This is a genomic window from Flavobacterium sp., from assembly GCF_027483985.1.
Taxonomy (GTDB): Bacteria; Bacteroidota; Bacteroidia; order Flavobacteriales; family Flavobacteriaceae; genus Flavobacterium.
The window spans coordinates 63,382-88,352 of the sequence record NZ_JAIXTJ010000009.1 but is presented as its reverse complement, the minus strand read 5'-3'; the positions used below and the strand labels follow the sequence as shown (position 1 = coordinate 88,352).

The window sequence follows — 24,971 nt, the reverse complement described above, 5'->3', positions numbered from 1 at the left end:
TAATTGAGTAACACTACCTTTACTAAATTTTTCAGCGTTTTTTTTAAGGCTTTTTCAGACATCAATACTGGATTTAGCTTTAAAAACCTAAGCTATTTGCCACGATGGGTTATCCTATTGTTGGATATTTTTACTGTATTAGTATCGGGTGTTGTTACTTATTTTTTATTTCAAGGCGTTAAATTAGACTATATCCCAAAGCAGCATCTTGGATTGGGTTGTACTTTGTATTTGTTTATTAATGTTTTTTTCTTTTGGATTTATCGAACCTATTCCGGCATCATCAGGCATTCCTCCTTTATTGATGCTTTAAAATTGTTTTTTTCACAGTTTTCGACTTTTGTTGTTATTCTTTTAGTGAATTTTGCGGTTATTTTATTAGGAAAGCAGAAAATATTTTTAAATACAGGAGCGTTTATCAATGCCGTTTTGTCCTTTAGTTTTCTGTTTGTTTTCAGAATGGTAGTAAAGCAAACGTTTGAATTGTTGTTTATCTCGTCGAATACTGATAAGAAGCTATCCGCTATCATTTATGGTTCGGATGCTAATGCTACTGCGGTAGCCAATGCCTTAAAATCGGAAACGCCTGGACGGTTTAATCTGCAGGGATTTATTGATAAGAACAATCAAAATTCTACTAAACGTATCTTAAATTTACCTATTTTTCAGATTAAGAAAAGTATTCCTGTCTTGATGCGAGCTAAAAAAGTAGAAGCCTTGATTATTGCCGATAAGAGTTTATCTAAAGAAGAGCGTTTGTCTATTGTAGATGAATGTATTGAGTATGGCTTTAAAGTTTATACTTTGCCAGTAGTTTCAGATTGGGATGACCAGCAAGAAATCTCTAAAAACATTAAGAGTTTTGAAATACAGGATTTGCTAGAACGCAAGCCTATTATTTTGGATACCGATGCGATATCGTCAAAGCTTCGAGGAAAATCGATTTTGGTAACCGGTGCGGCAGGTTCGATTGGTAGTGAGATTGTTAGGCAGGTCTTGCATTTTGGTCCGAAAAAAATTGTTTTATTGGATCAAGCCGAAACACCACTTCATTCTTTATCACTAGAAATTTTAGGATTAGGTTTGTCGGTTGAGGTTTTCAATATTATTGCTGATGTTCGTGATTATAATGTTTTAGAAAAGCACTTTCAAGAATTTCAACCTGATGTGGTTTATCATGCGGCGGCTTATAAGCACGTGCCGATGATGGAAGACAACCCTTCTCAAGCGGTTTTTACGAATGTTCTTGGTACCAAAAATGTTGCTGATTTGTCTAATAAGTATAACGTGGAGCGTTTTGTAATGATTTCAACAGACAAAGCAGTGAACCCAAGTAGTATTATGGGTGCGAGCAAACGCATTGCAGAGATGTATGTTCAATCGAAGCATTTTAAACATTTTAAAAACAATACCGATACTTATACTAAATTCATCACTACTCGATTTGGAAATGTACTAGGTTCTAATGGTTCGGTGGTGCCGTTGTTTACTAAACAAATTCAAGAAGGTGGACCAATCACCATCACACATCCAGAGATTATTCGTTATTTTATGACGATTCCTGAGGCTTGTCAGCTTGTTCTTGAAGCTTGCTCGATGGGTAATGGCGGTGAGATTTATATTTTTGATATGGGTAAACCTGTTAAGATTATTGATTTGGCCAAAAAAATGATTCGTTTGGCAGGTTATCAGCCTGATAAAGAAATCAAAATCAAGATTGTTGGTTTGCGTCCTGGTGAAAAATTGTATGAAGAATTACTAAACGATTCCGCTCAAAATTTAACCACTCACCACGAAAAAATTACCATTGCGGTTGAGGTTTGCGATGAATTTGAAGTAGTGTGCAAACAAGTTGAAGAATTAATAGGGATTTCGCTAACGGGTAATTCTGAAATGATTGCTACTAAAATGAAAACTATGGTTCCTGAATATAAAAGTATGAATTCTGTTTTTCAAACTTTAGATATTGAAGTTAAGGATTCTTATGTTTACACGAAATAATGCTTAAGTTCCAACGATTTTAATATCTTTGTCTCCAATTTATTATTTTAATATCAATGAAAAACTACTTTTTGTATTTTACAATTGTATTTGTTTTCCTTTTTTCTTCGTGTGTTTCAAAAAAGAAATTTGTTTACCTGCAAGGCGCACAAGATTTCGGGACGGTTTCTTCTAATTACGATCCCATTATACAAAATGATGATTTGTTATCGATAGTAGTATCTACATTAGAACCCGATGCTGCTGTTCCTTTTAATACTCCAAGTTATTTAGTAGACAATGAAGGGAAAATTGATTTTCCGGTTGTAGGAAGTATTCAAGTTGCTGGTTATTCTATTAAAGAGTTGAAGAATATGTTGAAACAAAAATTGGCTAGTCAATTAGTTGATCCTGTTATTAATATCAGGATATTAAATTTTAAGGTCACTGTTTTAGGTGATGTATTACAGCCGGGAATGAAGACCTTTCTCAACCACCGAGTAACATTATTTGATGCTATTGGTGGCTCTGGAGATTTAACAGCTTTTGGTAAACGCTATAACATTCTTATTGTAAGGGATATTCAAGGCTTAAAGACCTTTAACAGGGTTGATATTACTAAAGCTGATTTTGTAAACTCTCCATTTTACTATTTGGATCAAAATGATTTGGTTTATGTGGAACAAAGAAAAGCCAAAATCGATGCCACTGCCTTGCCTAATTTACCTTTATACGTCTCAGTTTTAAGTTTCTTGCTTACTGTAACTTTACTAGTAACTAAATAATCCTTATGCAAAACTTATTATCTCAAGAATCGAATGCAGATTTGCAGAATGAAGTTACTTTGAAGGATCAAATCTTCGGTTATCTTCAATACTGGAAATGGTTTGCTGCAAGTATCCTTTTATTCCTTTGTATTACTTTTGTTTATCTTAGGTATTATGTTGTAGAGTATGGTGCTGCTTCTTCTATCTTAATCAAGGATGAAAAAAAAGGTGGTACTAGCGAGTTTTCAGCTTTCAGTGATTTGAATATTTTTTCGGGTAAAAATAATGTTGATAATGAAATTTTTATTTTAAAATCACGACAGCTTGCTCAAGATGTTGTAAAAAAGATGGATTTAGACTTGTCTTATTTCAGTGAGGGAAGAGTAGTTTATAAAGAATTATACAAGAGCTCTCCTGTCCAAGTTGTGTTTGTCGATAAAAAAGAAGACTATAATGAAAACTATTTAAGTTTTGTTATAAGAGTAATTTCCAACAAACAATTTGAGCTACTAGATGCTGAGAAAAAGAATCCGAAGCGTTATAGTTTTGGTCAAAAGATACCGTCAAAGCTAGGTACTTTTATAGTGAAGTTGGTTAGTTTTCCGATGCCTGAGAGTATTGTAGATATTATTGTTACCAAGTCCACTTTGGAAGGAAAAGCTAATAGTTTTAGAGGTAAATTATCGGTGTATGCTGTAGATAAAACCAATGTGATTAACTTAGGCATTACCGATGAAATTCCGGAGCGAGGCGTTGATTTTTTAAATGCCTTAGTAGCGCAATATAACGAAGATGCTGTTAGAGATAGAAATCAAGTTGCTGAGTTTACTAAAGAGTTTATTAATAATCGATTAGGTATTATTACCAAAGAATTGGGCGGCGTTGAAAGTCAGGCGGAACAATTTAAGAAAGATAAAGGTATCGTAAGTTTAGAATCTGATGCCGGATTGAGTATTGAAGGTGCTGTTGATTATAACAAATCTATTTTAGCTCTAGAGACCGATGCCAAAGTACGAGATTTTCTGCTTGATGAAATAAAACGAACCAAAAAAGACGAATTGCTTCCGACCAATGTGGTTACAGCCACAGAAACCTCTTCTAATTATATCAATGAGTATAATGCCCTAGTATTAGATAAAAGAAGGTTGCTGAAAAGTGCCACTGAAGCCAATCCTAAAATCAAAAATATTGATTTAAAGATAACTGAGTTACGCGACAATATCGTTCAGAGTTTGATAAGTAAAAAGAATGATATCGTTATTCAAAAGCGCGATTTAATCAGACAGCGTTCTCTATATACTGGAAAAGTGTATAATGTTCCTACAAACGAGCGTAATTTTAACGAAATAGCAAGACAGCAAAATATTAAACAGTCGTTGTATTTGTATCTTTTGCAAAAACGAGAAGAGACCGAAATTTCATTAGCCGTAACTTCTGCTAAAGCTAAAATCATTGATAATGCCTATTTAACTGGACCAATATCTTTAAAAAAGCCAGTGTTTTATTTTGCAGCCATTATTCTAGGGTTACTCATTCCTTTTGGTATTTTGTTTCTAATTAACTTCTTCGATACTAAAATTAAATACCGTCAAGATGTTGAAGGTAAGGTTTCTATTCCGTTTTTAGGTGATATACCTAGGTCGGAAACTAATGAGCAAATCATACAATCTAACAGTCGTTCTAGTTCTGCGGAAGCTATTAGAATGATACGAACCAATTTAGAGTTTATGCTAGCGCACGTTCCTGAAGGTGTTTGTAAAACTATTTTTGTAACTTCTTCTTTGCCAAGAGAAGGGAAGACTTTTTGCGCTATTAATCTTGCCACTACCATTGCCTTATCTGGAAAGAAAGTATTAATTATTGGTTTAGATATTAGAAATCCGAAATTAGATCAGTACATCGATTTACCTCCTAATGGCTTGACCAATTATCTGTCAAAACCCAATGACGACATTAATGATTATATTATAAAATTAAAAGATTTTAGTAATTTCTTTGCCTTACCGTCAGGCATCATTCCACCAAATCCAGTTGAATTGTTAATGAATGATAAGTTGACGCAAATGTTTAACGAATTAAAAACACAATATGATTATATCGTGGTAGATACTGCTCCAGTTAGCGTGGTTACCGATACTATATTAATTGCAAAAAATGCTGATTCTTTTATCTACGTGATGCGTGCCAATTATCTAGATAAACGTATGTTGAAGTTTGCTGAGAACTTATACAAAGAAAATAAATTGCCTAATATGTCAATTATTCTTAACGATACTGAAGCAAAGAAAACTTATGGTTACGGCTATGGCTACGGCTACGGCTATGGCTACGGCTATGGCGTTGAGGAAGAAGAACCTTCTTTATTAGACAAAATTAAATCTTTCTTTACTAAAAAATAAATTCCTGTATTAAGGAGTAAAAAAATTATTGTTCTGAAAAACATCTTTGAATGCATCGGTGTTTTTTAGAACAATTTTTTTATCAAAAGATTCGATGTGTTTTAGGTGGTGTACATCGGAACCGACAAAATTGATTAAGTTGTTTTTTAGTAAATAATCAGCAGTTTTTGCTACCATCGGACCGTAATATCCTACTGCTGATAACAAATTCATTTGAAACAAACAGCCGGCGTGCTTTAATTTGGTGTACTCTTTAGTGTTTGAATGGTAAAAATTATAACGTTCTGGATGCGCTAGGATGGGTTTGTAGCCAGCTACTTGCAAATCAAAAATGATGTTGTACAATTGTAATGGTGCGCTCAAATACGACATTTCCACAAGTACATAATTGTCCTTTAAAGTTAGCAGTTGTTCTTCTTGAAACAGTTTTCTGAATTTTTCATCCAGCATGTATTCGGCTGCCGCTTTGAAGGAATTGTTGATGCCGTTAGCAGTCAAGCTCTTTTGTGTTGTAAGAAGTGTGCTTTCAATTTTTTCTTTAGTATTTTCCCAAACGTGTTCCATCACGTGTGGTGTGGTAATAAAATTACTAAACCCTAAATTTTTTAGTTCCGTGATTAAAGTTATGGAATGGTCGCTATCGGTGGCACCATCATCAATTCCGGGAAGTAAATGGGAATGAATGTCGGTGTAATTGCTAGGAATTAGGTCTTTGAGGTAGGACGATTTTTTGGTAAAGAAAAGCACGGCGTTTTTTTGTAAAAGTAATTCAAAATAAATAATATTTAAAATACATATGTAGATTTTGTTTTCTAAATTTGACCTTTACAAATATCGCCAGCACGTTGAAGCAATTACTTATAAAATCTTTAAAATCTAATTTTCATTACCTGTACTTTTTTTACAGTGTACTTCGAATTAGACTTTTTTTTATACTAGCTATTAGCGTTTTATATAGTTTTGTAGATGCATTGAGTTTGACGATGTTCATTCCGTTGTTTCAAATTGCCTCGGGCGAACAAACTTCAACACCTTCCGAAAGTAGTGGTGTTTTTCTTAAATTCTTTCAGTTTTTTAATTTAAGTCCGACTGTAAATTCTGTTTTGGTGATAATGCTGTTTTTCTTTTTATTGAAAGCTGCTTTTCGTTATTTTGATATTTTTTACAGAGTCATTGCCACATCCTATTTTAATAAGAAAATTAGAAATAATCTTCTTTCGTCTCTTTCTGATTTAAAATATTCCAAGTTTGTTACACTTAATTTTGGTACTATTCAAAATAGTGTCACCTCTGAGATATTGAGTATTAATAATGCTTTTTCGCAGTATATTTCCGTGATTCAGAATGTCATTTTTGTATTGGTATATATTGGATTGTCTTTCTTAACGAATCCCAAGTTTACCTTAATTGTAATCGTCGGCGGTTGGTTGTCTCGATTTCTATTTAAGTCGTTATACAAAAGTTCTGAAGCTTTATCTTATTCCATCACTAGTGAAAATCACAAGTTATCAGGTTTGGTTTTACAGCAAGTTACTAATTTCAAATACTTGAAGTCGACTTCGCTGATGAAAAGTTACCTCAATAAAATCAATACGACTGTTGATACTATTGAAAAAGATGTGATTGTTTTAGGAAAGACTTCGGCCAAAGTGATGTCGTTTCGTGAACCAATAATTGTCATTTTTCTCATCATAGCTATTTATATTCAGGTGAACGTTTTGGGTGGCACTTTTGGTGCTATCGTAGTGATTTTGCTGTTTTTTTACCGAGCTTTTGGTAGTTTGATGAGTGTGCAACAAAGTTGGACCGCTTTTTTGAAATATGTTGGTTCGGTGGTGCATTATGAAAAATTCATTTCTGAACTTAAAAGTGAACGTGAGGCGCAAGGTGGTCTTCCTTTTGAAGGATTTGAACACCATATTCAATTGGATGCTATCTCTTTTCAATATAACGAAAATGCTAAAATTATAACGGATGTTTCGCTAACGATTCCGAAAAACAAAACGCTAGCATTTGTTGGAAAAAGTGGTTCTGGAAAAACCACCTTAGTCAATATTCTTTGTGGTTTATTGTCGCCAACCACTGGTGAAGTTCGTATAGATTCTAAAAATATGAAGGCTTATTCTTTAGATTCTTTTAGAAGTAAAATTGGATTTATTTCACAAGAAACTGTGGTCTTTAATGACACACTTTTTAATAATATTACCTTTTGGGCGCCTAAAAATGAAGCCAATTTAAAACGGTTTTATGAAGTTATTGAACAAGTAGATTTGACGGAGTTTGTAGAAAAATCAGTGTTGAAAGAAGATGTTGCTTTGGGTGATAATGGTGTGGTTATGTCTGGTGGACAAAGACAACGACTTTCGATTGCCAGAGAATTGTATAAAGATATCGAAATATTATTATTAGATGAAGCCACTTCAGCGTTAGATTCACAAACCGAAAAGTTCATTCAAGATAGTGTCGATAATTTAAAAGGGAAAATTACCATTATTGTTATTGCGCACCGCTTGTCTACCATCAAGAATGCTGATACCATTGTGCTGATTAACAATGGTTCTATTGAAAGTCAAGGAAGTTATTCTGAATTATTGGTAAGTTCGCCTACTTTCTCAAAGATGGTGGCCTTACAAGAATTATAATCTAAGTCGATGAAATTTTCTATACTAATTACCACCAAAAACCGATTAGAAGATTTAATTTTTACCTTAACTGCTATTCAAGGTTTGCTTGAACGCGCTGATTTAGAATGTTTGCTTTGTGATGACGGTTCTACGGATGGCACTTTTGACTACATCAAAACACATTATCCTAAAATTATTTTGCTTCGTAACGAAGTTTCTAGAGGATTAATTTATAGTAGAAATCGTTTGTTAGCTGCTACCCAAGCTACTTATGCTATTTCCTTAGATGACGATGCTCATTTTTTATCCGAGAATCCTTTAGAAGCTATTGCGCAGTATTTTGAAGAAAATACTAGTTGCGGTTTACTTAGTTTTAGGATTTTTTGGGGAAAAAAGGCACCATCAAGTACTTCTACTTCTTTGCAAGCGGAGCGCGTTCGAGGTTTTGTCGGATGCGGACACGTTTGGAGAATGACCGCTTGGAAGGCTATTCCGCCTTATCCTGAATGGTTTATTTTTTATGGTGAAGAAGACTTTGCAGCTTACCAATTGTTTAAGAAGCAAATAGAAATTCATTATTTGCCTACCGTTTTGGTGCACCATCGAGTAGATGTTTTGGCTAGAAGGAATAATGCCGATTATCAAATTAGGCAACGTCGCAGTTTTCGTTCCGGTTGGTATTTGTATTTTATGTTTTATCCTTGGTCGATTATACCCAATCGATTGACCTATACGCTTTGGATGCAACTAAAAAGCAAGACTTTCGCAGGTGATGGCAAAGCTACTTTAGGAATTCTTCAAGCCCTTTTTGATGTATTGGTAAATTTTCCTAAATTGCTGAAGCAAAGTAATCGATTGACGGCTGCAGAATATAAAGCATTCAACCAACTAAAACACATCCGAATTTATTGGAAACCCGAAGATGAACAGTAAAACAATAGCTATAATTCCGGCTCGAGGTGGCTCCAAAAGATTGCCTGGAAAGAACGTTCTTTCTCTAGGAGGAATTCCGTTGTTGGTACATAGTATCCGTTACGCACAATCTAATCCGACAATAATTGATGAAGTCTACGTTTCTACGGATGATGCTGCTATCAAAGAAGTTGCTTTAGCTTTTGGAGCGAAGGTTATTGATCGACCTGCGGCACTTTCTGGCGATTTTGAACCGACTTTGTCTTCGTTACAACATGTGTTAAAAACGATTGATGAAGTTGTAGATACTGTAGTTTTGCTGCAGCCTACTAATCCGTTGCGACCTGTTGACTTGTTGTCGCAATGTTTTCAAGTGTATCTTGAGCGTCATTTAGATAGTTTGTTTACTGTGACGCAAAATCATCATAAATTGGGAAAAATTGCAAACAATCAATTTGTTCCTTTCAATTATGAATTAGGGCAACGCAGTCAAGATTTAGAACCGCTTTATTTTGAAAACGGTTTGCTTTATATTACTAAAGCAACAACGATATTGGAAGGTTCAATTATTTCAGCAACGGCTTATCCCTTTTTAGTAAATGATGTAGTTGCGACTGTAGATATTGATACCAAAGAAGATTTTGAGTATGCAGAATACATTATGCATCGGAAGTAGTAGCCTTTAAATGATCGCTATCAAATAGAAGTAGTTGCTTTTCCTGATGCAAAAAAGGATTTTTTTAGAAGTATAGCTATAGTAAAACCAGAAAAAACTTATATTATTGCATTTACAAACGGTAGGTATCCCATTTAAGAGTGCGTAACCGTAATTGTTTAAACCCATTTTTTAAAATTAGAATTATACGATGAACCCATACATAGAAATCGCAGGAAGAAAAATAGGTCCGGATTATCCGCCTTTAGTAATTGCTGAAATCGGAATCAATCACGAAGGATCGCTTGAAGTAGCTAAAGCAATGGTTGATGCTGCTCATCGTGCTGGCGTTGAAGTGGTAAAACATCAAACGCACATTGTTGAAGATGAAATGAGTGGTGCGGCCAAAAAAGTGATACCAGGCAATGCTGATGTTTCTATATATGAAATTATGGAACGTTGTGCTTTGAGCGAAGCCGATGAATTGGAGTTGAAAAACTATGTTGAAAGTAAAGGTATGATTTTTATTTCGACGCCTTTTTCAAGAGCTGCAGCTGACCGTTTGAGAAAGTTTGATATTCCAGCTTATAAAATAGGTTCGGGTGAATGTAATAATTATCCGTTGTTGGAGCATCTTTGTTCTTTTGGCAAGCCTGTAATATTAAGTACCGGAATGAATACCATTGAAAGTGTAGCCAAAGCGGTAGCTATTTTTGATAAGCATCAAATTCCTGTTGCCTTGTTGCACACCACCAATTTGTATCCCACTCCAATTCATTTGGTGCGTTTTGGTGCTATGACACAATTGCATCAAGCCTTTCCAGATAAAGTATTTGGGTTGTCGGATCACACTTTAAATAATACCGCTTGTTTGGGTGCTGTAGCACTTGGCGCCAGTATTTTGGAGCGTCATTTTACCGATCATATGCAGCGAACTGGTCCAGATATTGTGTGCAGTATGGATGAACAAACCACCTCTGAATTGATTGTGTATTCTAATGAGATGTGGCAAATGCGTGGTGGCACCAAAGAACCTGCAAAGGAAGAGCAAGTTACTATTGATTTTGCTTTTGCCACCGTTTGTTCGATTGCTGCCATTAAGAAAGGTGAGGTATTGACCAAAGACAATATTTGGGTAAAACGACCAGGAACAGGAAAGATTCTAGCCGAGCATTTTAATGATTTACTCGGTAAAACAGCCACTCGCGATATTGAAAATGATGAGCAATTAACTTTTAAAGATTTTAATTAAATTAGTATGAGAGTAGGAATGAATCCCCAAAAACAGGGCAAACGAATTGAGTTAAAATCCAATCATCGAATTGTTATCGTTGCCTACATTCCTAGTTTAGAAGGTTATTATGCCAACGTATTTGAAGTTTTTAAATTGTGTGTCGCTTCTGCCAATGCTACTAAAAATTCTGCATGTGAATTAACATTAGTAAACAATGGAAGTTGTAAAGAAGTGACCGATTATATAAATACTTTGTATGAATCAAATGAAGTGAATTGCGTTATTCATCACAAAGAGAATATAGGAAAAATGGACGCTATGATTGGCGCTGCAAGAATGGCTCGCGAAGCGTTTGTGACTTTGTCCGATATAGATATATTATTTACTACAGGTTGGCAAGAAGAAGTTGAAGCATTATTTCATACTATTCCCAACGTTGGTTCTGTCTCGCCAATTTCAGTTCGGGCAGCTCATAGTTATGCAACATTTTCATCTTTATCAAAAATTATTTTAAAGAAAGTTAAATTTAACTACGAGGTAATTAAAGAAAATTTCGAATCACATAATAGATTTTTAGAAAGTATTAATTGGGAAAAAGAGGAAGATGAAAATCTTAAATGGCCTGTTGTTAGTTATGGCAATAAAAAAGCTATTTTAGGAAGTTCACATCAAATTTTAACGATAAAAAGAGAATTATTATTTAGTTATGTTCCGATAGAACCCTCTTTAACTCTAGTTGGAAATTTGTCGGAATACCGTTATATCGATTTACCGATAGATTTGTCAAATAAAATGCGTTTAGCTACCTATACTAATTTTGCGTATCATATGGGCAACACTGTTGAAGATTGGATGTTAAAAGTTCAGAAAGAAAATATGGTAACAAATACCAATACTGAAAGCATTGACCGACATTATAGTGGTACTGAAATCAAGAATTATGAAACCGTGTACTATAAAATTAAGAAGCGGATAGTTAAAAAAATCTTCAAGTTGTTTTATTCAAATAAATGAAAAAAATCCTATTTCTTACAGGAACACGAGCCGATTTTGGTAAAATCAAATCACTTATTTCTACTCTTGAATCGCAAGAGGAATTTGAAGTATTTGTCTTTGTCACCGGGATGCATTTGCAAAAGGAGTATGGTTATACGCTTATTGAAATTGAGCGTTGTAACTATACCAACGTTCATACGTTTGAAAATCACACCCACGAAACCACAATGGATTTGACTTTGGCTAAAACCATTGAAGGCTTATCGGTTTATTGTAAAGAGGTTGCTCCCGATATGATTGTGGTTCACGGCGATCGAGTAGAAACCCTTGCTGGAGCGATTGTAGGTTCGTTGAATAATATCTTGGTTGCCCATATTGAAGGTGGCGAATTGTCGGGAACGGTTGATGAATTGATTCGTCATAGTGTTTCTAAATTGAGTCACATTCATTTTGTTTCTAATGATGATGCTGCTAAACGATTGATTCAAATGGGTGAAATGACTTCTTCTATTTATACCATTGGTTCACCCGATATTGATATTATGTTTTCGGATACTTTGCCCGATTTAGAGCAAGTTAAAGACTACTATGAAATTCCGTTTGAGGAGTATGCTGTGGTAATGTTTCATCCGGTTACCACTGAAGCCGCCGAAATGAACCAATACGCTTCCAATTTTGTAGCCGCTTTGTTAGAAGATAACACTAATTATGTTGTTATATATCCCAACAATGATTTAGGAAGTCAATTTATTATTGATAATTATAAAAAACTTGGAAACAACACCCGTTTTAGAGTGTTTCCTTCGTTGAGATTTGAATATTTTCTAACGTTGCTGAAGAAATCTAAATTCATTATTGGCAACAGTAGTGCTGGTATTAGAGAAGCACCTTATTATGGTATTCCTATCATTAATATTGGAACACGCCAACAAAATAGAGCTTTGCATGCTGCCATCATCAATGTAGGTTATGAGCAAGAAGCGATTAAAAATGCCCTGCAACAAATTGTTTACCAAAAAGTACATAAAAGTAATTCTGATTTTGGTGTAGGAAATAGTGCTCAATTATTTTTAGATTCGTTAAAAAATAGTGATATTTGGAGCATCAACCACCAAAAGCAATTTAAGGAACTGTAATGATTTCAACTATTAAGAATAAAATTGATTGGCAATCGAAGCAAAAAATGAAGAAAACAATTAATGCCTTCAAAGCATTTTTTGTTTCTAATAATCTTACCAAGTTGGCTATCATCTTCAAGACCGACAAATGGGGAAGGCATTTTTATACGCCACACTACCAATTGCATTTTGCGCCTTATCGATTAAAAAAGATGAACTTTTTAGAGATCGGTGTTGGTGGTTATGAGAATCCGTTTTCGGGTGGCAATTCGCTTCGCATGTGGAAAGCCTATTTTCCGTTTTCGAAGATTTATTCGTTAGACATTCACGATAAAGCTCCACAAGAAGAAAGCCGAATTAAAATTTACCGCGGCAGTCAAGTTGACAAAGCTTTTTTGCAATCTATTTGTGATGAAGTCGGCACGTTCGATTTAATTGTTGATGACGGAAGTCATATTAACGAGCACGTGATTGAAACTTTTGAATTTTTATTTCCGAAGTTAAAGAAAGGCGGCATTTATGTGGTAGAAGATACTCAAACGTCGTATTGGCCTGATTATGGTGGCACTTCCACTGAATTTAATGATCGTTCCACTATTTATGGTTTTTTCAAAGGCTTAATTGATGGCTTGAACCACGAAGAATACATGCTTGAAGGTTATAAAAAAACTTATTATGACCAAAATATTATTTCGATGCATTTTTATCACAACATGATTTTTATCTATAAAGGTGATAATGACGAACCTTCCAACTATTTAGTAAATAATAAAGTAGCTAATGGATAAGCAAAAAGTTGCCCTGTTATCAACTGTTGCTAACTTTGGTTTGTACCAAAAATCATCTACATTATTCCCAAAAGATATCCAAAGGTATGTCATTGATGGTACTAACGGAATGCATGGTATGCACAGCATCAAGTACATGATGTCAAAACTAAAAGGTAAAGGCATCGAGTGGTTAATTATGGCCGATGAAGATGTTATTTTTACCCATTCAGAACTAGTTTTTTCTATAATTAATGAGATGCAAACTAATGATTTCACCGTTTGCGGCGTTAGAGATGGCGGTGTTATTGTTCATCGAAAAGAAAACCCGTTTGCTATCAATACTTTTTTTTCCATCTTAAATTTTAAAGAAATTGAACGCGTTTGGAGGTCCAATGACGTTTTAAAAAATCAATATATTCTTGAAAATGAATTTAATGATGATCTTAGTCATTTGCCTTTTGATTATGATGTTGCAAGTGTTTATGAACCTTATTACTGTTTTTATTTTTGGTTGCGACGAATGGGTAAAAAAATCCTTTTTCTTGAGTCAAAAATGGGTGATGATGCCATTTCCAATAAGGTTTATTTTAAAGGCGACGAGGTTTTGTGTCACACTTGGTATGCACGAAGCTATGGTGGCAATGAAAAACACACCAAACGAATTGATGAAATCCTTGAAAAAAGAGGCGAATTTAAAACCGGTTTGCCCGATTTAAGTAAAGTAATTTTATATAAAAAAACTACCTTTGCGTTGGAGCAAAAGATCCATAAATTGTCTCGAAAGATTATTAGAAAATTATTTAAATGAAAAAATTAGGCGTAGTAATTACCGATGGTGTTGGTTACAGAAATTTTGTTTTAAGTGATTTTTTAGTGGAAGCTGAACAATCATTTGATGAAGTTGTACTCCTTTCTTTTTTGCCAAAATCGGTCTATTCCGACAAGTATAGAGTGATTGAATTGGATGCTTATCAAGAGCCTTTTACTTCTTGGTTTTTCAGGAAATTTAAAGAAGTAGCCCATTTACAATTGCATAAAAAAAATAATTTTGGCATTCAAGACGGTCTGAATGTAAACTATTCTAGGTCTAAAAATGCTCGAGGCTTTGCTACAAGATTTATTTTTAAACTGACTTCTGTTTTTAATTCCGAGCGATGGATTCAATTGGCCAATCGCTTTCAAGAATTTACTTTTAAAAATAATGCTATTACCCAAAGTAATTTAGAGTTGTTACAGAAGGAACAATTTGATTTGCTTTTCTTTACCCATCAACGTCCGCCTTATTTAGCGACTTTGGTTTTAGCTGCTAAAAAGTGCCAACTTAAAACAGCTTCTTTTATATTTAGCTGGGATAATCTAGCTTCGAAAGGACGAATGGCTGCTGCTTTTGATTATTATTTGGTTTGGAGCGATTTGATGAAAAAAGAGTTACTTCAATTTTACACGAATGTGAAAAGCGAAAGCATCCACGTTGTGGGAACGCCACAATTTGAACCTTACGTTTTGGATCGCTATAAATCTTCTAAAGCTGATTTCTACCAGATGTTTGATTTGGATGCTTCTAAAAAAACCATTTGTTTTAGTTGCGGCGATATTTCTACTAGCAAAAATGATGAGTTGTATATTACTACCATCGCGAATTTTATTTTGAAAAATGAAATCGAGGATGTGAATTTTATTGTTAGAACGTCACCTGCCGAAGATCCGAAACGCTTTAATCAATTTGTTACTGATTTTCCTTTTATCAAATGGAATTATCCCAAGTGGAATTTATCGCGACAAGGACATCAAGAGCAGTGGTCGCAGCGCATTCCGTCTGTTCAAGATGTTATTGAGCTTCGAGCATTGTTAGAATATTCTGATTTGAATATTAACATGCTTTCCACGATGAGTTTGGATTTTATCTTGTTTGATAAACCCGTCATCAATACCGTTTTCGGAAATGCTTCTAATGGATTATATGACGACCAACGCTTTTTAGAGTATGTTCATATCAAGCACGTTGTGGATTCTAAAGCAACCCGAATTGCTAAGAATGAAAACGAGTTATTGCAAGCTATTAAAAGTTGTTTAGCACAACCGTTTTTGGATCAAGAACACCGAAAGAACTTGAAAAATTTGCAAATAACTCATTCGCTAGAACATACTGGCAAGCGCATAGCACAAAGTTTATATACCGTAAGTTAATTTTAATAAACCACACCAAAAAATATGAAGACGCTACTACATTTTATTGATAAGGTTCAGCATAGTAAAGTGATAAATGCTCTGTTTTTAGGTCTTACTCTGTTGGCTTTTGCGTTGGGTTCAACTTATTTGTTTACAAGACCAATGGGATCGGGTGATGAAGCCCTTTTTTTGGATAATTTTGAATTCTTAAAAATTAATGGTTGGAGTGAAGCCATTGCCTCTAAAATCCCGCTTACCTATTTTATATTGGTTTATCCGTTTGCTCTTTTTATAAAACCTTATTTGGCTTTTAGACTTGTTAATTGCCTTCTTTTTGTACTCTTGCTGTTTTATTTTTACAAAAAGGGATTTTTCAAACAGCTTTATTTCTTAACCTATTTTATTTTTTTTAGTTCTACAGCTTGGTTTTTAATTGGTACGAATGATCCTTTATTTATCATTGCTATTGTAGTCTTTTTTACGGAATCGTATTTGTTGATTGAAAAGAAAAATTACAATGTTTCGCTCTTGTTTTCCGCTTTGATAGTGGCCTTTTTTACTCGTGAATTGATTTATATTTATATTCCGGTTTTGGTTTTTACTTTTTATTTATTGTATAAAAGCGGCATCCAATTAGGTAAATCCTTACTGGTTCCAGGGGTTTTGTTTTTGGTTTTATTGGCGATAAATATTCCCTCTATTCAGAAAAATCATTCGCTGTCTTATGATGATAAAACACCGCCGAAAGAGCTTGCTTGTACTTGGACGCAAAGACAATATCTAGCACAATTGTTGGTTAATCAAGGAAAATTGCCCAATCATCAGCATCCGAGTTTTGAGGAAACTATTGCTTATTTAAAAGCCAATGGGGAAGATTCTTTACCAAAAACCATTTCAGAGAGTTTGACTTTCGATTACCAATTAACCATCAAAGAGTTTTTCAAGGATTTTATTGAAGTACTGTTTTACTCTATTAGAAATACTGGATTGATTGTGTTCTTTGTTTTGCTTGTTCCTTTTTTAGGGTTTAAAAAATCTAATTTTATGGCAACCAATTATTTGCCAATCGTTGTGTTTTTAGTGCTTGCAATCTTTTCATTTATCATTATATCTTATGTTGAAGGTCGTTGGTTAGTACCGGTTTACCTGATGGCGATCGTGTTTTTTTGTGATAAAATCGTTACCCAAGAAAAGTATAAAGTAGTAGTTTTTTTAAATAACATCATCATTGTTTCCGTGCTCTTTTTTGGTATTTACAGAATTTTACCTAAACTATTTTAATGGCGAACTTTAACAAAATAGCGGTTTTATGTAATTACGAACTCCTTCCCGAACGCGTAGGAGGAATGGACCATTTTTATTGGTTGTTTGATAAGAAATGCAAAGATAATGGTATCGAAGTCGATTGGTTTTTTCCCAATTTGTCTGCTCACGGTGGTTATTCCGATTTGAACTTGCACAGTAGTAATTATGGCAATGTGGAACAGTATTTTTTGAATAACTATTCTTCCAATGACTATTCTCATATTTTTACTCATTTTATAGAACTTTGCACGCCTTTTTATAAAAAAATAAAAAAAGTTAATCAAGCCAAAATCATTACCATTGATCACAATCCGAGACCATTATCAGGTTATCCGTTAAAAAAACGATTAGAAAAGAAGGCTAAAGGATTGTTATATTCAAAGTACATCGATTTATTTGTGGGTGTTTCCGATTACACGGTGAATGAAATTTTAAAAGATTTTGGTTCGTCCTTAAAACGAAAATCAATAACTATTTATAATGGTGTAATCACGGATACTATAAAAGAGCGCAAGCAACGAAATTTTGATGCTCCGACGTTTTTAGTAGCTTCACATCTCAGAAAATCAAAAGGAATTCAGGATTTAATTTCAGCTGTAGGTTTGCTTTCCAATGAAATGCAACGTAAAATTGTGATTGATGTTTATGGTGATGGACCTTATCGCACTAAGCTTGAAAATCAGGTTGCTACTTTAGGATTAACTTCTAATTTTGTTTTCAAAGGAAGTGTTGCTAACTTGAATGAGATTTATTGTAACTATGATTATATGTTGCAACCTACTTATATGGAATGTTTTAGTTTATCGATTTTAGAAAGTTTAGCAGCTAATGTTCCGGTAATTACTACTAATGTTGGTGGTAATGAAGAAGCTGTGAGCCACGGCGAAAACGGAATCATTTTCAAACCTAAAGACGTTACAAAATTAGCGGCTGTTTTAGAAGCTCTAATTTCCCAAGAAATAAAAATTGAACAAAATACGAGAACTGCCATTGCCGCACGTTTTTCAATAGAAACTATGGTTGAAAATTATTTCAAACTTTTGCCTTAATGAACATAGCTTTTTTAACCATAGAATATCCAACGTCCAAAACGGCTCCTGCAGGTGGCATTGGCACGAGTATTTATAACTTGTCTCAAGGATTACTTGCGTTAGGACATCGCGTCACAGTTCTAGTTTATGGTCAAGATGGCGATGAAGTGTTTGAGGATTCAGGTGTTATCATTCATAAAATTGAAAATGTAACCGTAAGAGGTGTTTCTTTCTATTTTACCCAAAAAAAGCTCCAAAGAATCATCAATAATTTGGTCGGACTTGGACAAATTGATATTATTGAAGCTCCAGATTGGACCGGAATTACGGCTTTCTTGAATTTAAAATGTCCCTATGTAATCCGATTGAATGGTAGTGATACTTATTTTTGTCATTTAGAAAGCCGAAAAGTGCGTTTTGCCAATAGGTTTTTTGAAAATAGAGGTTTGCGAAGAGCCAACGGATTGCTTTCCGTTAGTGCATATACTGCTGAAGTTACCAAAGATATTTTTGGTTTGCAAAAGGATTTTACTATAATTCCCAATTCTATTAATTCTTCAAATTTTGAGAATAGTGGAGTTCCTGAGCCGAATATTATTTTGTATTTCGGTACGCTAATACGAAAAAAAGGACTTTTGGAGTTGCCACATATTTTCAATTTAGTACACGCTAAAAATCCACAAGCGAAATTAATTTTGGTCGGAAAAGATGCTGGAGACATTCATTCGAATAGTAAAAGCACTTGGGAATTGATGAAACCTTTGTTTACAGCAACAGCATTCCAAAACGTGACGTATCTTGGTGCGGTTCCTTATTCTGAAATTAAAGCACAAATTGAACACGCTACGTTATGTGTTTTTCCTACTTTTGCTGAAGCCTTACCGGTATCTTGGTTAGAAGCTATGGCAATGAAAAAACCCATTGTAGCTTGTAATATAGGTTGGGCACCTGAAGTTATTGAAGATGGCAAAGAAGGTTATTTGGTTTCGCCCAAAAATCACAGTGATTATGCAGATAAAATTTTGAATTTACTAAGTTCTAAAGAGCTGCAAGAACGTTTTGGAGCAAACGCGTTAAAGAAAATACAACACAAATTCAGCATAGAAGTAGTTGCAAAACAGTCGGTTGAATTTTATAAAAAAATACTAAACATTGAATTTTAAAGAACATATTAACCAAAAAGGTGAAGTAATTTTATATTTAGGAACGCCTAATTTAGAACAATTAGAAGCGCTTTCTCACGGCTATGGTGATATCTGGCATTCTTCGTTTGAACAAGGTTATAAAAACGCTTTTCAAGATATTGTTTATCAAACTTTTGTGTTTTTTTGGTACATTAACGATTTCGATTTAGATCAAGGTGTGAGTTGGCGTATTAATCCTAATTTATTTGCTGTTCGAAAATCGGTTTGGGAACTCCTTGCAGGATTTGATAAAGAATATAAAAATCCACAACTTGCTGCTTTAGATTTTGGTTTCAATGCCTTGCGTAATCAAGGTGCTATTCCGTTGTATGTAAAAGGATTGTATACTGATACTGTCAAAGTGCCTGTAGTGATTTCTACCAAAGATCGCTATGTGTTTTATAGAAAAAACTTTAAAATTGATCATAGCATCTTTATGCTTTATCGCAAAGGTTTTTGGAACCTTAACGAATGGAATTCTTTTTTTTATGCTAAAAATAATTTTAAGCAAAAGAAAAAGTTTCCGATTGTTCCGCCAAGAGTATTAAATGCTATTGAAGGAAAACCTACTGTAAGTTACATCATCCCAACGATGTTGCGACAAGATTTTACGTTAAATTTATTAGAAGATTTAACCAATCAAACTTATCAACCAACACAAGTTATCGTTGTAGATGCTACGCCAGAAGATAAGCGTGAGGAGCATTTGTATGATTCCAGTCGTTATCCGTTTGAAGTGCAATTTCATTGGCAAACCAGTAAAGGAAGTTGTCGAGCACGAAATGAAGCTATCGAACGTTGCACTGGTGATTACATTGTTTTTGGTGATGATGATGTTAGAATTCCGCCTGATTTTATAGAAAACCATATTAGATTATTGCAAACCTACAATGCTGGTGCTTGCAATGGTTTAGATATTCGTGCCGATCACCAACAGCAAACTTTACATGATTTAAAATACAAATTAGATCACTACACAGGTGAACGCTGGATTGTGGGTGCTTCTGGCAATTATAGCAACGCCAATTCGTGTGTTAAGAGCGAGTATGTCCGTCAGTTAGTAGGTAATGATATCAATTATGATGGTGGTTATGGCGAGGATAGTGATTTTGGTATTTCTTTGACAAAAATAGGTGTTACTGTTTTATTCAATCCGTTTTCGACCAATTTGCATTTAAAACCACCTGTTGGTGGTTATAGATTTTGGGGTACACAAGCCAAGATTTTAGGAAAAAAGAGAAAGCAACAACCATGGGAATTGGACCATCCTGTAAAATGGATTCGACCAGTACCGAGTCCGACCATAATGTATCAAATTCATAAGCAATTTACGCCTCAACAATATATAGAGTACAAGCATAAATATTTTTCAATGTACTTGTTTAAAGGTAATAAATGGGAATTACCCTTGAAATTAATAAAATTACCTTTTAGATTGTTGCAATTTAATAAGTCGGTTTTTTACGCCAAGAATTTGATTAAATTAGGAAAGCGCACTAAGTAAAGTATGATTAAGTCAATAGTAATAAAAGATGGCTCTAAATCACAGATAATCGATGACTTTGATGCGATTACTACCAAATTTGTATTAAAAAATTCAAATGTAATTGTTAGTAATTCGACTCAAATTGAGATTAATTTCCTCGACGAAATAGTTGCTTTTCGCAATCACGATTTTACTTGGGTGCAAAGTGATGACTTAACTATTGCAACTGATTTTTCTCCTAAGATTATCAAGTTAAAAAACGGTTGTTACCTTCAGCCCAACATCAATATTGGCATTTGGCAAGTTTCGAAAAACAATCCTTATCAATTAGTGTGGCATTTTTATCCTGAATATTCTAATCCGATTACTGAATATTCAGGAATAAATAATATCAAGAAAATCAGTTCGGCGCATTCTAAAATTAATTTATCAGAAGATTTGGCGCTTTTATTTTCAAAAACTGGAGGTTTGGAACTTAGTCGTTCTAAGATTCCTTTTGCCGCTATTGCTTGTTTTACAGATCATTGTGATTATGACACGCCCGAAAATTTGAAGATACAGCGAACCTTTTTTAAAAATCTTGATTTAAAAGTTACCAAGGGCTTTTTTTTGAACCACTTTTCAAAGCGAAATGACAATGCTTCGTGGCAAAACGATAAGGAGGAACTACGTTTGTGGCAAAACGATGGTCACGAGTTGTGTTACCATTCGCTTTCGCAATCCATAAAATCGGATGATGAAAGTTTTAGTGATTTTAGAAATTTTACACCTCCACTTGACGTAATTCCCGTTTGGATCGATCACGGATTTCAGCCTTATAATTTTTCACTTTATAAAAACAACAACTTTTCTGATCAAGATTTTGAAAACATTCTTAACCGTAACAAGATTAAAGTACTGTGGAATTATATTGATTGCGGCACGGCTTCCAATGGCATACTAAATCAATTGAATCCAAAACAATTTACGCTTCAAACGTATTTGAATTCGATTCAAGCAGCTTCTTTTAAGACAAAAATTATAAAATTGGTTAAAGCCATTATCTTTCATTTTGATAATGATAAAAATAGAATACGAAATTATATAGATGCCCTTTCGGCTGCTCGCAAATTGGTAAATAGTAAGAATCCAATTTACTTAATGCGTTTTACAAAAAGTATTTTACCCGTTGTTGGTGTGCTTTTAAAAACCTTTTTACGTTGGGATTTTAATAAAAATAAGTCCTTTAAAGCGGCGAAATTTTCTCCGTTATTTTTCGATCATCAAATAAATGCCACTACTTTTACTGTTTTTCAAACTATTGAAATGGTAGATTTCATCAACGGATTGTCTAAGAATAACATTGATTTGTTGGTACGTGAACAAGGTGTGTTTATTGCGCATACCTATTTTTCGGTAGATATGAAACACCATCACGGAAAGCTTTTTAAGGAATCGAATAGGTTAGACGAGCAAGTGGTTCAAAACTTTACCTATTTATCTGAAAAAATTAATAAAGCACAAATTTGGAATCCAACCTTATCTGAATTACTTTTATTTTATACTGATTATAAGAGTGTTGTTTTTGATATTACTGATGAAGGCGCGATTTTTATTAAAAACACTACCACTATTCCCACAAGAGCAGTCCTATGATACAATCGTTTTTTACCAAAGATCCAAAATGGATTTCCGCATGGGATGTTTTTTTAGAACAAACCGATCGAGGCTTATACAATCAATATTCTGATTGGATTAAGGCCTACCAAGTTTTTGGTTTTGAAAGTCAATTTTATTTGTTGACGCAAGATGATAAAGTTGTTGGTGGTTGCGGTATTGTCGTTGCCAAATTCGCTTTTTTTAAATTTTACATCGTTCCGTGTGGTCCAGTTTTGGCTGCAGGTTTTGAAAATAGGGTAGATGCTATTATAACAGATTTGAAAAAGGATGCTTCCGCAAAAGGATGTTGTTATTTTCAAATTAGTTTGCCTGTTTTAAAATCTGAGGCTATCATTTATAATTATACATTACCAACAATTTCAGAGCAATCTATATATTTTTCAGGAAGTAGTGGTACCAAATTTAAGTATGTTATTCCGCTATATGGCAAACGCCTTATTCCACTTGAAGGAAAAACCCATGCCGAAGTTTTTGCTAAATACAGTAAAAATCACCAACGAAACATTACAAAAGCGGCCACTTACGGGTTAGATTTTAAATTTGTTACTTCAGCAGAAGAAGTTGAAGAAGCTTATCAATGTTTTGAATTGAATGCTAAAGAAAAAGGTTATCCGTTGCGGTCTTATGCATCGATGAAAGATACTTTAGCCAACTATATTGCTAAAGATTATGCTCGAATGGCTGGTTGTTTTTACGAAAATAAACTTGTTGGCGCTGTTTATGCTATGAAATGTGGCAATCGATTTATATACATTAACGGTGGTGTGTTAAAAGAATTTCAGCACATGAATGTTTCGCATTTTATGCACGATTGTATGATTAAAGAATCACTTGCTTTAAACTTTAAATCCTATGATATTTCAGTTGGCGGAAGTGCTGGTGTGATCAAATTCAAGGAAGGATTTGGAAGTGAATTGCACGAGTTTATCGATACCAAACATTGGATATTAAATCCGTTTATTTTTAAGATTTATTTGTTGTTTGAAAATAAACTAAAAAAATATAAGACTACCATAGCTAAAATCTTACTGAAAGTAAAAAAATAAACTAAATTTATAGACCCGATTTATTTATCTTTGAAAACTAAATAAAAAATAACTGTTGACACACGATGAAAACTAAAGAAGAAATAATAGAAACCAATCTAAAACAAAAGGAATTTTATAACGTAAAGAAGAAAAATTTTGCTACAAAATTATGGTCTTCACTACGTGAAAAAACGCTTAAAAAAATTAGAAAAAACATTGGTATTCTTGATGAATCTTATGCTTTGCACAAAGTATGGTTTGGTGATTTGTCTAACAAAAAAGTTTTGGATTTAGGTTGTTATGCCGGAAATAGTTTGTCGTTGACACTTGCTCAAGGTGCTAAACAATATATTGGGTTGGATTTAAGTGATGTTGCTATTGCAAAACTTAACGAACGATTAAAAGATATTCCAACAGCTACTGCGGTGGCAGCTGATTTTCTTTCGGATGATTTTGCTGAAAAAGATTTTGACATCATTTACGCTTACGGTGTTTTACATCACTTTCCAAATGTTGATGTTTTGATCAGTAAGCTTAATGAAAAATTAGCTACTAATGGAGTTGTAGTAAGTTATGATCCATTTGAAACTAGTTTGCCAATCAAAATCATCAGAATGATTTATCGTCCGTTTCAAAGTGATGCAGCGTGGGAATGGCCTTTTACCAAAAAGACTTTTTTCAAGTACGATAAAGCTTTTAACATCGAAGAACGTCACGGACTATTAGGAAAATCGAAGTGGTTTTTCTTATTAGGTTTTTTACCTATGAGTGAAGAAAAGAAATTAGAAATCGGAAAAAAATGGCATAGAGAAGATTGGGAACAATCTCAAACATCACTTAGTGCTTTGTTTTCTTGTATGCACGTAACGATGTTAATGCGAAAAAAATAATTAGTATTCCGTAGTACAATATGAAAATAGAAAATAAAGATTTTTGGGAGAAAGAGCATATTATTGAAACTCAGGAAGTATTAAAAAAAGCTTCTGATTTTGAAACCTACTTGTTAAACCAAGCTCAAGAGCGATTTTCTAAATTTGGTAAAATAAAAAATATCAAAGTATTTGGTTGTGGTACTGGTAGAGAAGTAGAATCTATTGCCGAAGTGTACCAACCTGATTTTATATTAGCTTCCGATATATCGGAAAATATGATTGCTAAGTGTAATGAAAATTTGCAACTTTGGGGTTTGAGTGGTATCACCAAGACTGCTGTTGCTAATGCGGTTGCATTTACTGAACCCAAAAACACTTTTGAGGTCGTGACCATTTTTAATTCGATGTTGACTTATGTTCCGAATCGAAATGACCGAATGGCAATTTTTAATAATTCATTGCACTTGTTAAAGGATAACGGCTTATTAATTGGAACCGTCCACAATCAAGTTGGTGCGCCATTAAAAACACTTTATTTTCAAATTAGATCTCTTTTTTCTTTTGTACTCGGACCTCGAGTAGGAAATAGAAATACAGGTTTTAATGGTTTCTCTGTTCCTGGTTATTACTACGCCAAAAAACAATTGCTAAAAGATCTTACTGCTTCCGGATTTAGTGCTGTTGAAGTGCTATCTTTAGAGGAGTTTTATCAACAACAAGGCAAATCTTACGATAGAAAAAAAGGATATAATAATTTAATTTTTATAGCTACTAAACTGTAA

The 24,971-nt window shown here is 33.9% G+C and carries 21 protein-coding genes; 20 read left to right on the top strand and 1 reads right to left on the bottom strand.

Annotated elements, in window-relative coordinates; translation table 11 throughout:
• Nucleotides 1-3: 3 nt before the first annotated feature.
• Genes Q0050_RS01685 through Q0050_RS01675 form a run of 3 tightly spaced genes read left to right on the top strand, consistent with a single transcriptional unit; the run spans nucleotide 4 to nucleotide 5,146 of the window.
• Complete coding sequence (locus Q0050_RS01685; RefSeq protein WP_367277142.1) at nucleotides 4-2,001, top strand: polysaccharide biosynthesis protein; 1,998 nt, start codon at nucleotides 4-6, stop codon at nucleotides 1,999-2,001.
• Nucleotides 2,002-2,057: 56 nt separating this feature from the next.
• Nucleotides 2,058-2,765 carry a polysaccharide biosynthesis/export family protein gene (locus tag Q0050_RS01680; RefSeq protein WP_298392019.1) on the top strand — a complete coding sequence of 236 codons (708 nt, stop codon included), beginning with the start codon at nucleotides 2,058-2,060 and terminating at the stop codon, nucleotides 2,763-2,765.
• A 5-nt stretch (nucleotides 2,766-2,770) separates the two neighbouring features.
• Nucleotides 2,771-5,146, top strand: a complete 2,376-nt coding sequence (locus Q0050_RS01675; protein WP_298392017.1) for a polysaccharide biosynthesis tyrosine autokinase — start codon at nucleotides 2,771-2,773, stop codon at nucleotides 5,144-5,146.
• 9 nt (nucleotides 5,147-5,155) lie between these two features.
• On the opposite strand, the gene Q0050_RS01670 is transcribed toward Q0050_RS01675, so the two are convergent.
• Complete coding sequence (locus Q0050_RS01670; protein WP_298392015.1) at nucleotides 5,156-5,893, bottom strand: CpsB/CapC family capsule biosynthesis tyrosine phosphatase; 738 nt, start codon at nucleotides 5,891-5,893, stop codon at nucleotides 5,156-5,158.
• A 98-nt stretch (nucleotides 5,894-5,991) separates the two neighbouring features.
• Between Q0050_RS01670 and Q0050_RS01665 the strand changes: the two genes are divergently transcribed.
• The 17 genes from Q0050_RS01665 (at nucleotide 5,992) to Q0050_RS01585 (ending at nucleotide 24,971) form a co-directional block, all read left to right on the top strand.
• On the top strand, nucleotides 5,992-7,788 hold the full coding sequence (locus tag Q0050_RS01665; protein ID WP_298392013.1) for an ABC transporter ATP-binding protein: 1,797 nt from the start codon (nucleotides 5,992-5,994) through the stop codon (nucleotides 7,786-7,788).
• 9 nt (nucleotides 7,789-7,797) lie between these two features.
• The gene (locus tag Q0050_RS01660; protein WP_298392012.1) at nucleotides 7,798-8,703 is read left to right on the top strand and encodes a glycosyltransferase family 2 protein; all 906 of its coding nucleotides are present in this window, start codon (nucleotides 7,798-7,800) and stop codon (nucleotides 8,701-8,703) included.
• On the top strand, nucleotides 8,693-9,358 hold the full coding sequence (locus Q0050_RS01655; protein WP_298392010.1) for an acylneuraminate cytidylyltransferase family protein: 666 nt from the start codon (nucleotides 8,693-8,695) through the stop codon (nucleotides 9,356-9,358). The genes Q0050_RS01660 and Q0050_RS01655 overlap by 11 nt, the downstream gene beginning before the upstream one ends.
• 190 nt (nucleotides 9,359-9,548) lie before the next feature.
• Nucleotides 9,549-10,589, top strand: coding sequence for an N-acetylneuraminate synthase family protein (locus tag Q0050_RS01650; RefSeq protein ID WP_298392008.1), 1,041 nt, complete (start codon nucleotides 9,549-9,551; stop codon nucleotides 10,587-10,589).
• A 6-nt stretch (nucleotides 10,590-10,595) separates the two neighbouring features.
• Complete coding sequence (locus Q0050_RS01645; RefSeq protein ID WP_298392006.1) at nucleotides 10,596-11,585, top strand: glycosyltransferase; 990 nt, start codon at nucleotides 10,596-10,598, stop codon at nucleotides 11,583-11,585.
• The gene (neuC, locus tag Q0050_RS01640; protein WP_298392005.1) at nucleotides 11,582-12,703 is read left to right on the top strand and encodes a UDP-N-acetylglucosamine 2-epimerase; all 1,122 of its coding nucleotides are present in this window, start codon (nucleotides 11,582-11,584) and stop codon (nucleotides 12,701-12,703) included. The genes Q0050_RS01645 and neuC overlap by 4 nt, the downstream gene beginning before the upstream one ends.
• 47 nt (nucleotides 12,704-12,750) lie before the next feature.
• Nucleotides 12,751-13,473 carry a class I SAM-dependent methyltransferase gene (locus tag Q0050_RS01635; RefSeq protein ID WP_298392003.1) on the top strand — a complete coding sequence of 241 codons (723 nt, stop codon included), beginning with the start codon at nucleotides 12,751-12,753 and terminating at the stop codon, nucleotides 13,471-13,473.
• On the top strand, nucleotides 13,466-14,263 hold the full coding sequence (locus Q0050_RS01630) for a hypothetical protein (protein ID WP_298392001.1): 798 nt from the start codon (nucleotides 13,466-13,468) through the stop codon (nucleotides 14,261-14,263). Before Q0050_RS01635 ends, Q0050_RS01630 begins: the two co-directional genes overlap by 8 nt.
• Nucleotides 14,260-15,642, top strand: a complete 1,383-nt coding sequence (locus tag Q0050_RS01625) for a hypothetical protein (protein WP_298392000.1) — start codon at nucleotides 14,260-14,262, stop codon at nucleotides 15,640-15,642. The genes Q0050_RS01630 and Q0050_RS01625 overlap by 4 nt, the downstream gene beginning before the upstream one ends.
• 24 nt (nucleotides 15,643-15,666) lie before the next feature.
• Complete coding sequence (locus tag Q0050_RS01620) at nucleotides 15,667-16,905, top strand: hypothetical protein (protein ID WP_298391998.1); 1,239 nt, start codon at nucleotides 15,667-15,669, stop codon at nucleotides 16,903-16,905.
• The gene (locus Q0050_RS01615; RefSeq protein WP_298391996.1) at nucleotides 16,905-17,978 is read left to right on the top strand and encodes a glycosyltransferase family 4 protein; all 1,074 of its coding nucleotides are present in this window, start codon (nucleotides 16,905-16,907) and stop codon (nucleotides 17,976-17,978) included. The genes Q0050_RS01620 and Q0050_RS01615 overlap by 1 nt, the downstream gene beginning before the upstream one ends.
• The gene (locus Q0050_RS01610; protein WP_298391994.1) at nucleotides 17,978-19,123 is read left to right on the top strand and encodes a glycosyltransferase family 4 protein; all 1,146 of its coding nucleotides are present in this window, start codon (nucleotides 17,978-17,980) and stop codon (nucleotides 19,121-19,123) included. The genes Q0050_RS01615 and Q0050_RS01610 overlap by 1 nt, the downstream gene beginning before the upstream one ends.
• On the top strand, nucleotides 19,113-20,648 hold the full coding sequence (locus Q0050_RS01605; protein ID WP_298391992.1) for a glycosyltransferase family 2 protein: 1,536 nt from the start codon (nucleotides 19,113-19,115) through the stop codon (nucleotides 20,646-20,648). The genes Q0050_RS01610 and Q0050_RS01605 overlap by 11 nt, the downstream gene beginning before the upstream one ends.
• A 3-nt stretch (nucleotides 20,649-20,651) precedes the next feature.
• Nucleotides 20,652-22,265 carry a hypothetical protein gene (locus tag Q0050_RS01600; protein WP_298391990.1) on the top strand — a complete coding sequence of 538 codons (1,614 nt, stop codon included), beginning with the start codon at nucleotides 20,652-20,654 and terminating at the stop codon, nucleotides 22,263-22,265.
• Nucleotides 22,262-23,335, top strand: coding sequence for a peptidoglycan bridge formation glycyltransferase FemA/FemB family protein (locus Q0050_RS01595; RefSeq protein WP_298391988.1), 1,074 nt, complete (start codon nucleotides 22,262-22,264; stop codon nucleotides 23,333-23,335). Before Q0050_RS01600 ends, Q0050_RS01595 begins: the two co-directional genes overlap by 4 nt.
• Before the next feature lie 65 nt (nucleotides 23,336-23,400).
• The gene (locus Q0050_RS01590; protein WP_298391986.1) at nucleotides 23,401-24,207 is read left to right on the top strand and encodes a bifunctional 2-polyprenyl-6-hydroxyphenol methylase/3-demethylubiquinol 3-O-methyltransferase UbiG; all 807 of its coding nucleotides are present in this window, start codon (nucleotides 23,401-23,403) and stop codon (nucleotides 24,205-24,207) included.
• A gap of 20 nt (nucleotides 24,208-24,227) precedes the next feature.
• Nucleotides 24,228-24,971: a methyltransferase domain-containing protein gene (locus Q0050_RS01585; protein WP_298391984.1), complete on the top strand. Its 744-nt coding sequence runs from the start codon at nucleotides 24,228-24,230 to the stop codon at nucleotides 24,969-24,971.

Coding starts and splice junctions, on each gene's coding strand:
- Q0050_RS01645 (WP_298392006.1), top strand. CDS start 10,596: ATGAGAGTAGGAATGAATCCCCAAAAACAGGGCAAACGAATTGAGTTA.
- Q0050_RS01585 (WP_298391984.1), top strand. CDS start 24,228: ATGAAAATAGAAAATAAAGATTTTTGGGAGAAAGAGCATATTATTGAA.
- Q0050_RS01625 (WP_298392000.1), top strand. CDS start 14,260: ATGAAAAAATTAGGCGTAGTAATTACCGATGGTGTTGGTTACAGAAAT.
- Q0050_RS01615 (WP_298391996.1), top strand. CDS start 16,905: ATGGCGAACTTTAACAAAATAGCGGTTTTATGTAATTACGAACTCCTT.
- Q0050_RS01660 (WP_298392012.1), top strand. CDS start 7,798: ATGAAATTTTCTATACTAATTACCACCAAAAACCGATTAGAAGATTTA.
- Q0050_RS01650 (WP_298392008.1), top strand. CDS start 9,549: ATGAACCCATACATAGAAATCGCAGGAAGAAAAATAGGTCCGGATTAT.
- neuC (WP_298392005.1), top strand. CDS start 11,582: ATGAAAAAAATCCTATTTCTTACAGGAACACGAGCCGATTTTGGTAAA.
- Q0050_RS01635 (WP_298392003.1), top strand. CDS start 12,751: ATGAAGAAAACAATTAATGCCTTCAAAGCATTTTTTGTTTCTAATAAT.
- Q0050_RS01630 (WP_298392001.1), top strand. CDS start 13,466: ATGGATAAGCAAAAAGTTGCCCTGTTATCAACTGTTGCTAACTTTGGT.
- Q0050_RS01590 (WP_298391986.1), top strand. CDS start 23,401: ATGAAAACTAAAGAAGAAATAATAGAAACCAATCTAAAACAAAAGGAA.
- Q0050_RS01600 (WP_298391990.1), top strand. CDS start 20,652: ATGATTAAGTCAATAGTAATAAAAGATGGCTCTAAATCACAGATAATC.
- Q0050_RS01610 (WP_298391994.1), top strand. CDS start 17,978: ATGAACATAGCTTTTTTAACCATAGAATATCCAACGTCCAAAACGGCT.
- Q0050_RS01595 (WP_298391988.1), top strand. CDS start 22,262: ATGATACAATCGTTTTTTACCAAAGATCCAAAATGGATTTCCGCATGG.
- Q0050_RS01675 (WP_298392017.1), top strand. CDS start 2,771: ATGCAAAACTTATTATCTCAAGAATCGAATGCAGATTTGCAGAATGAA.
- Q0050_RS01620 (WP_298391998.1), top strand. CDS start 15,667: ATGAAGACGCTACTACATTTTATTGATAAGGTTCAGCATAGTAAAGTG.
- Q0050_RS01680 (WP_298392019.1), top strand. CDS start 2,058: ATGAAAAACTACTTTTTGTATTTTACAATTGTATTTGTTTTCCTTTTT.
- Q0050_RS01655 (WP_298392010.1), top strand. CDS start 8,693: ATGAACAGTAAAACAATAGCTATAATTCCGGCTCGAGGTGGCTCCAAA.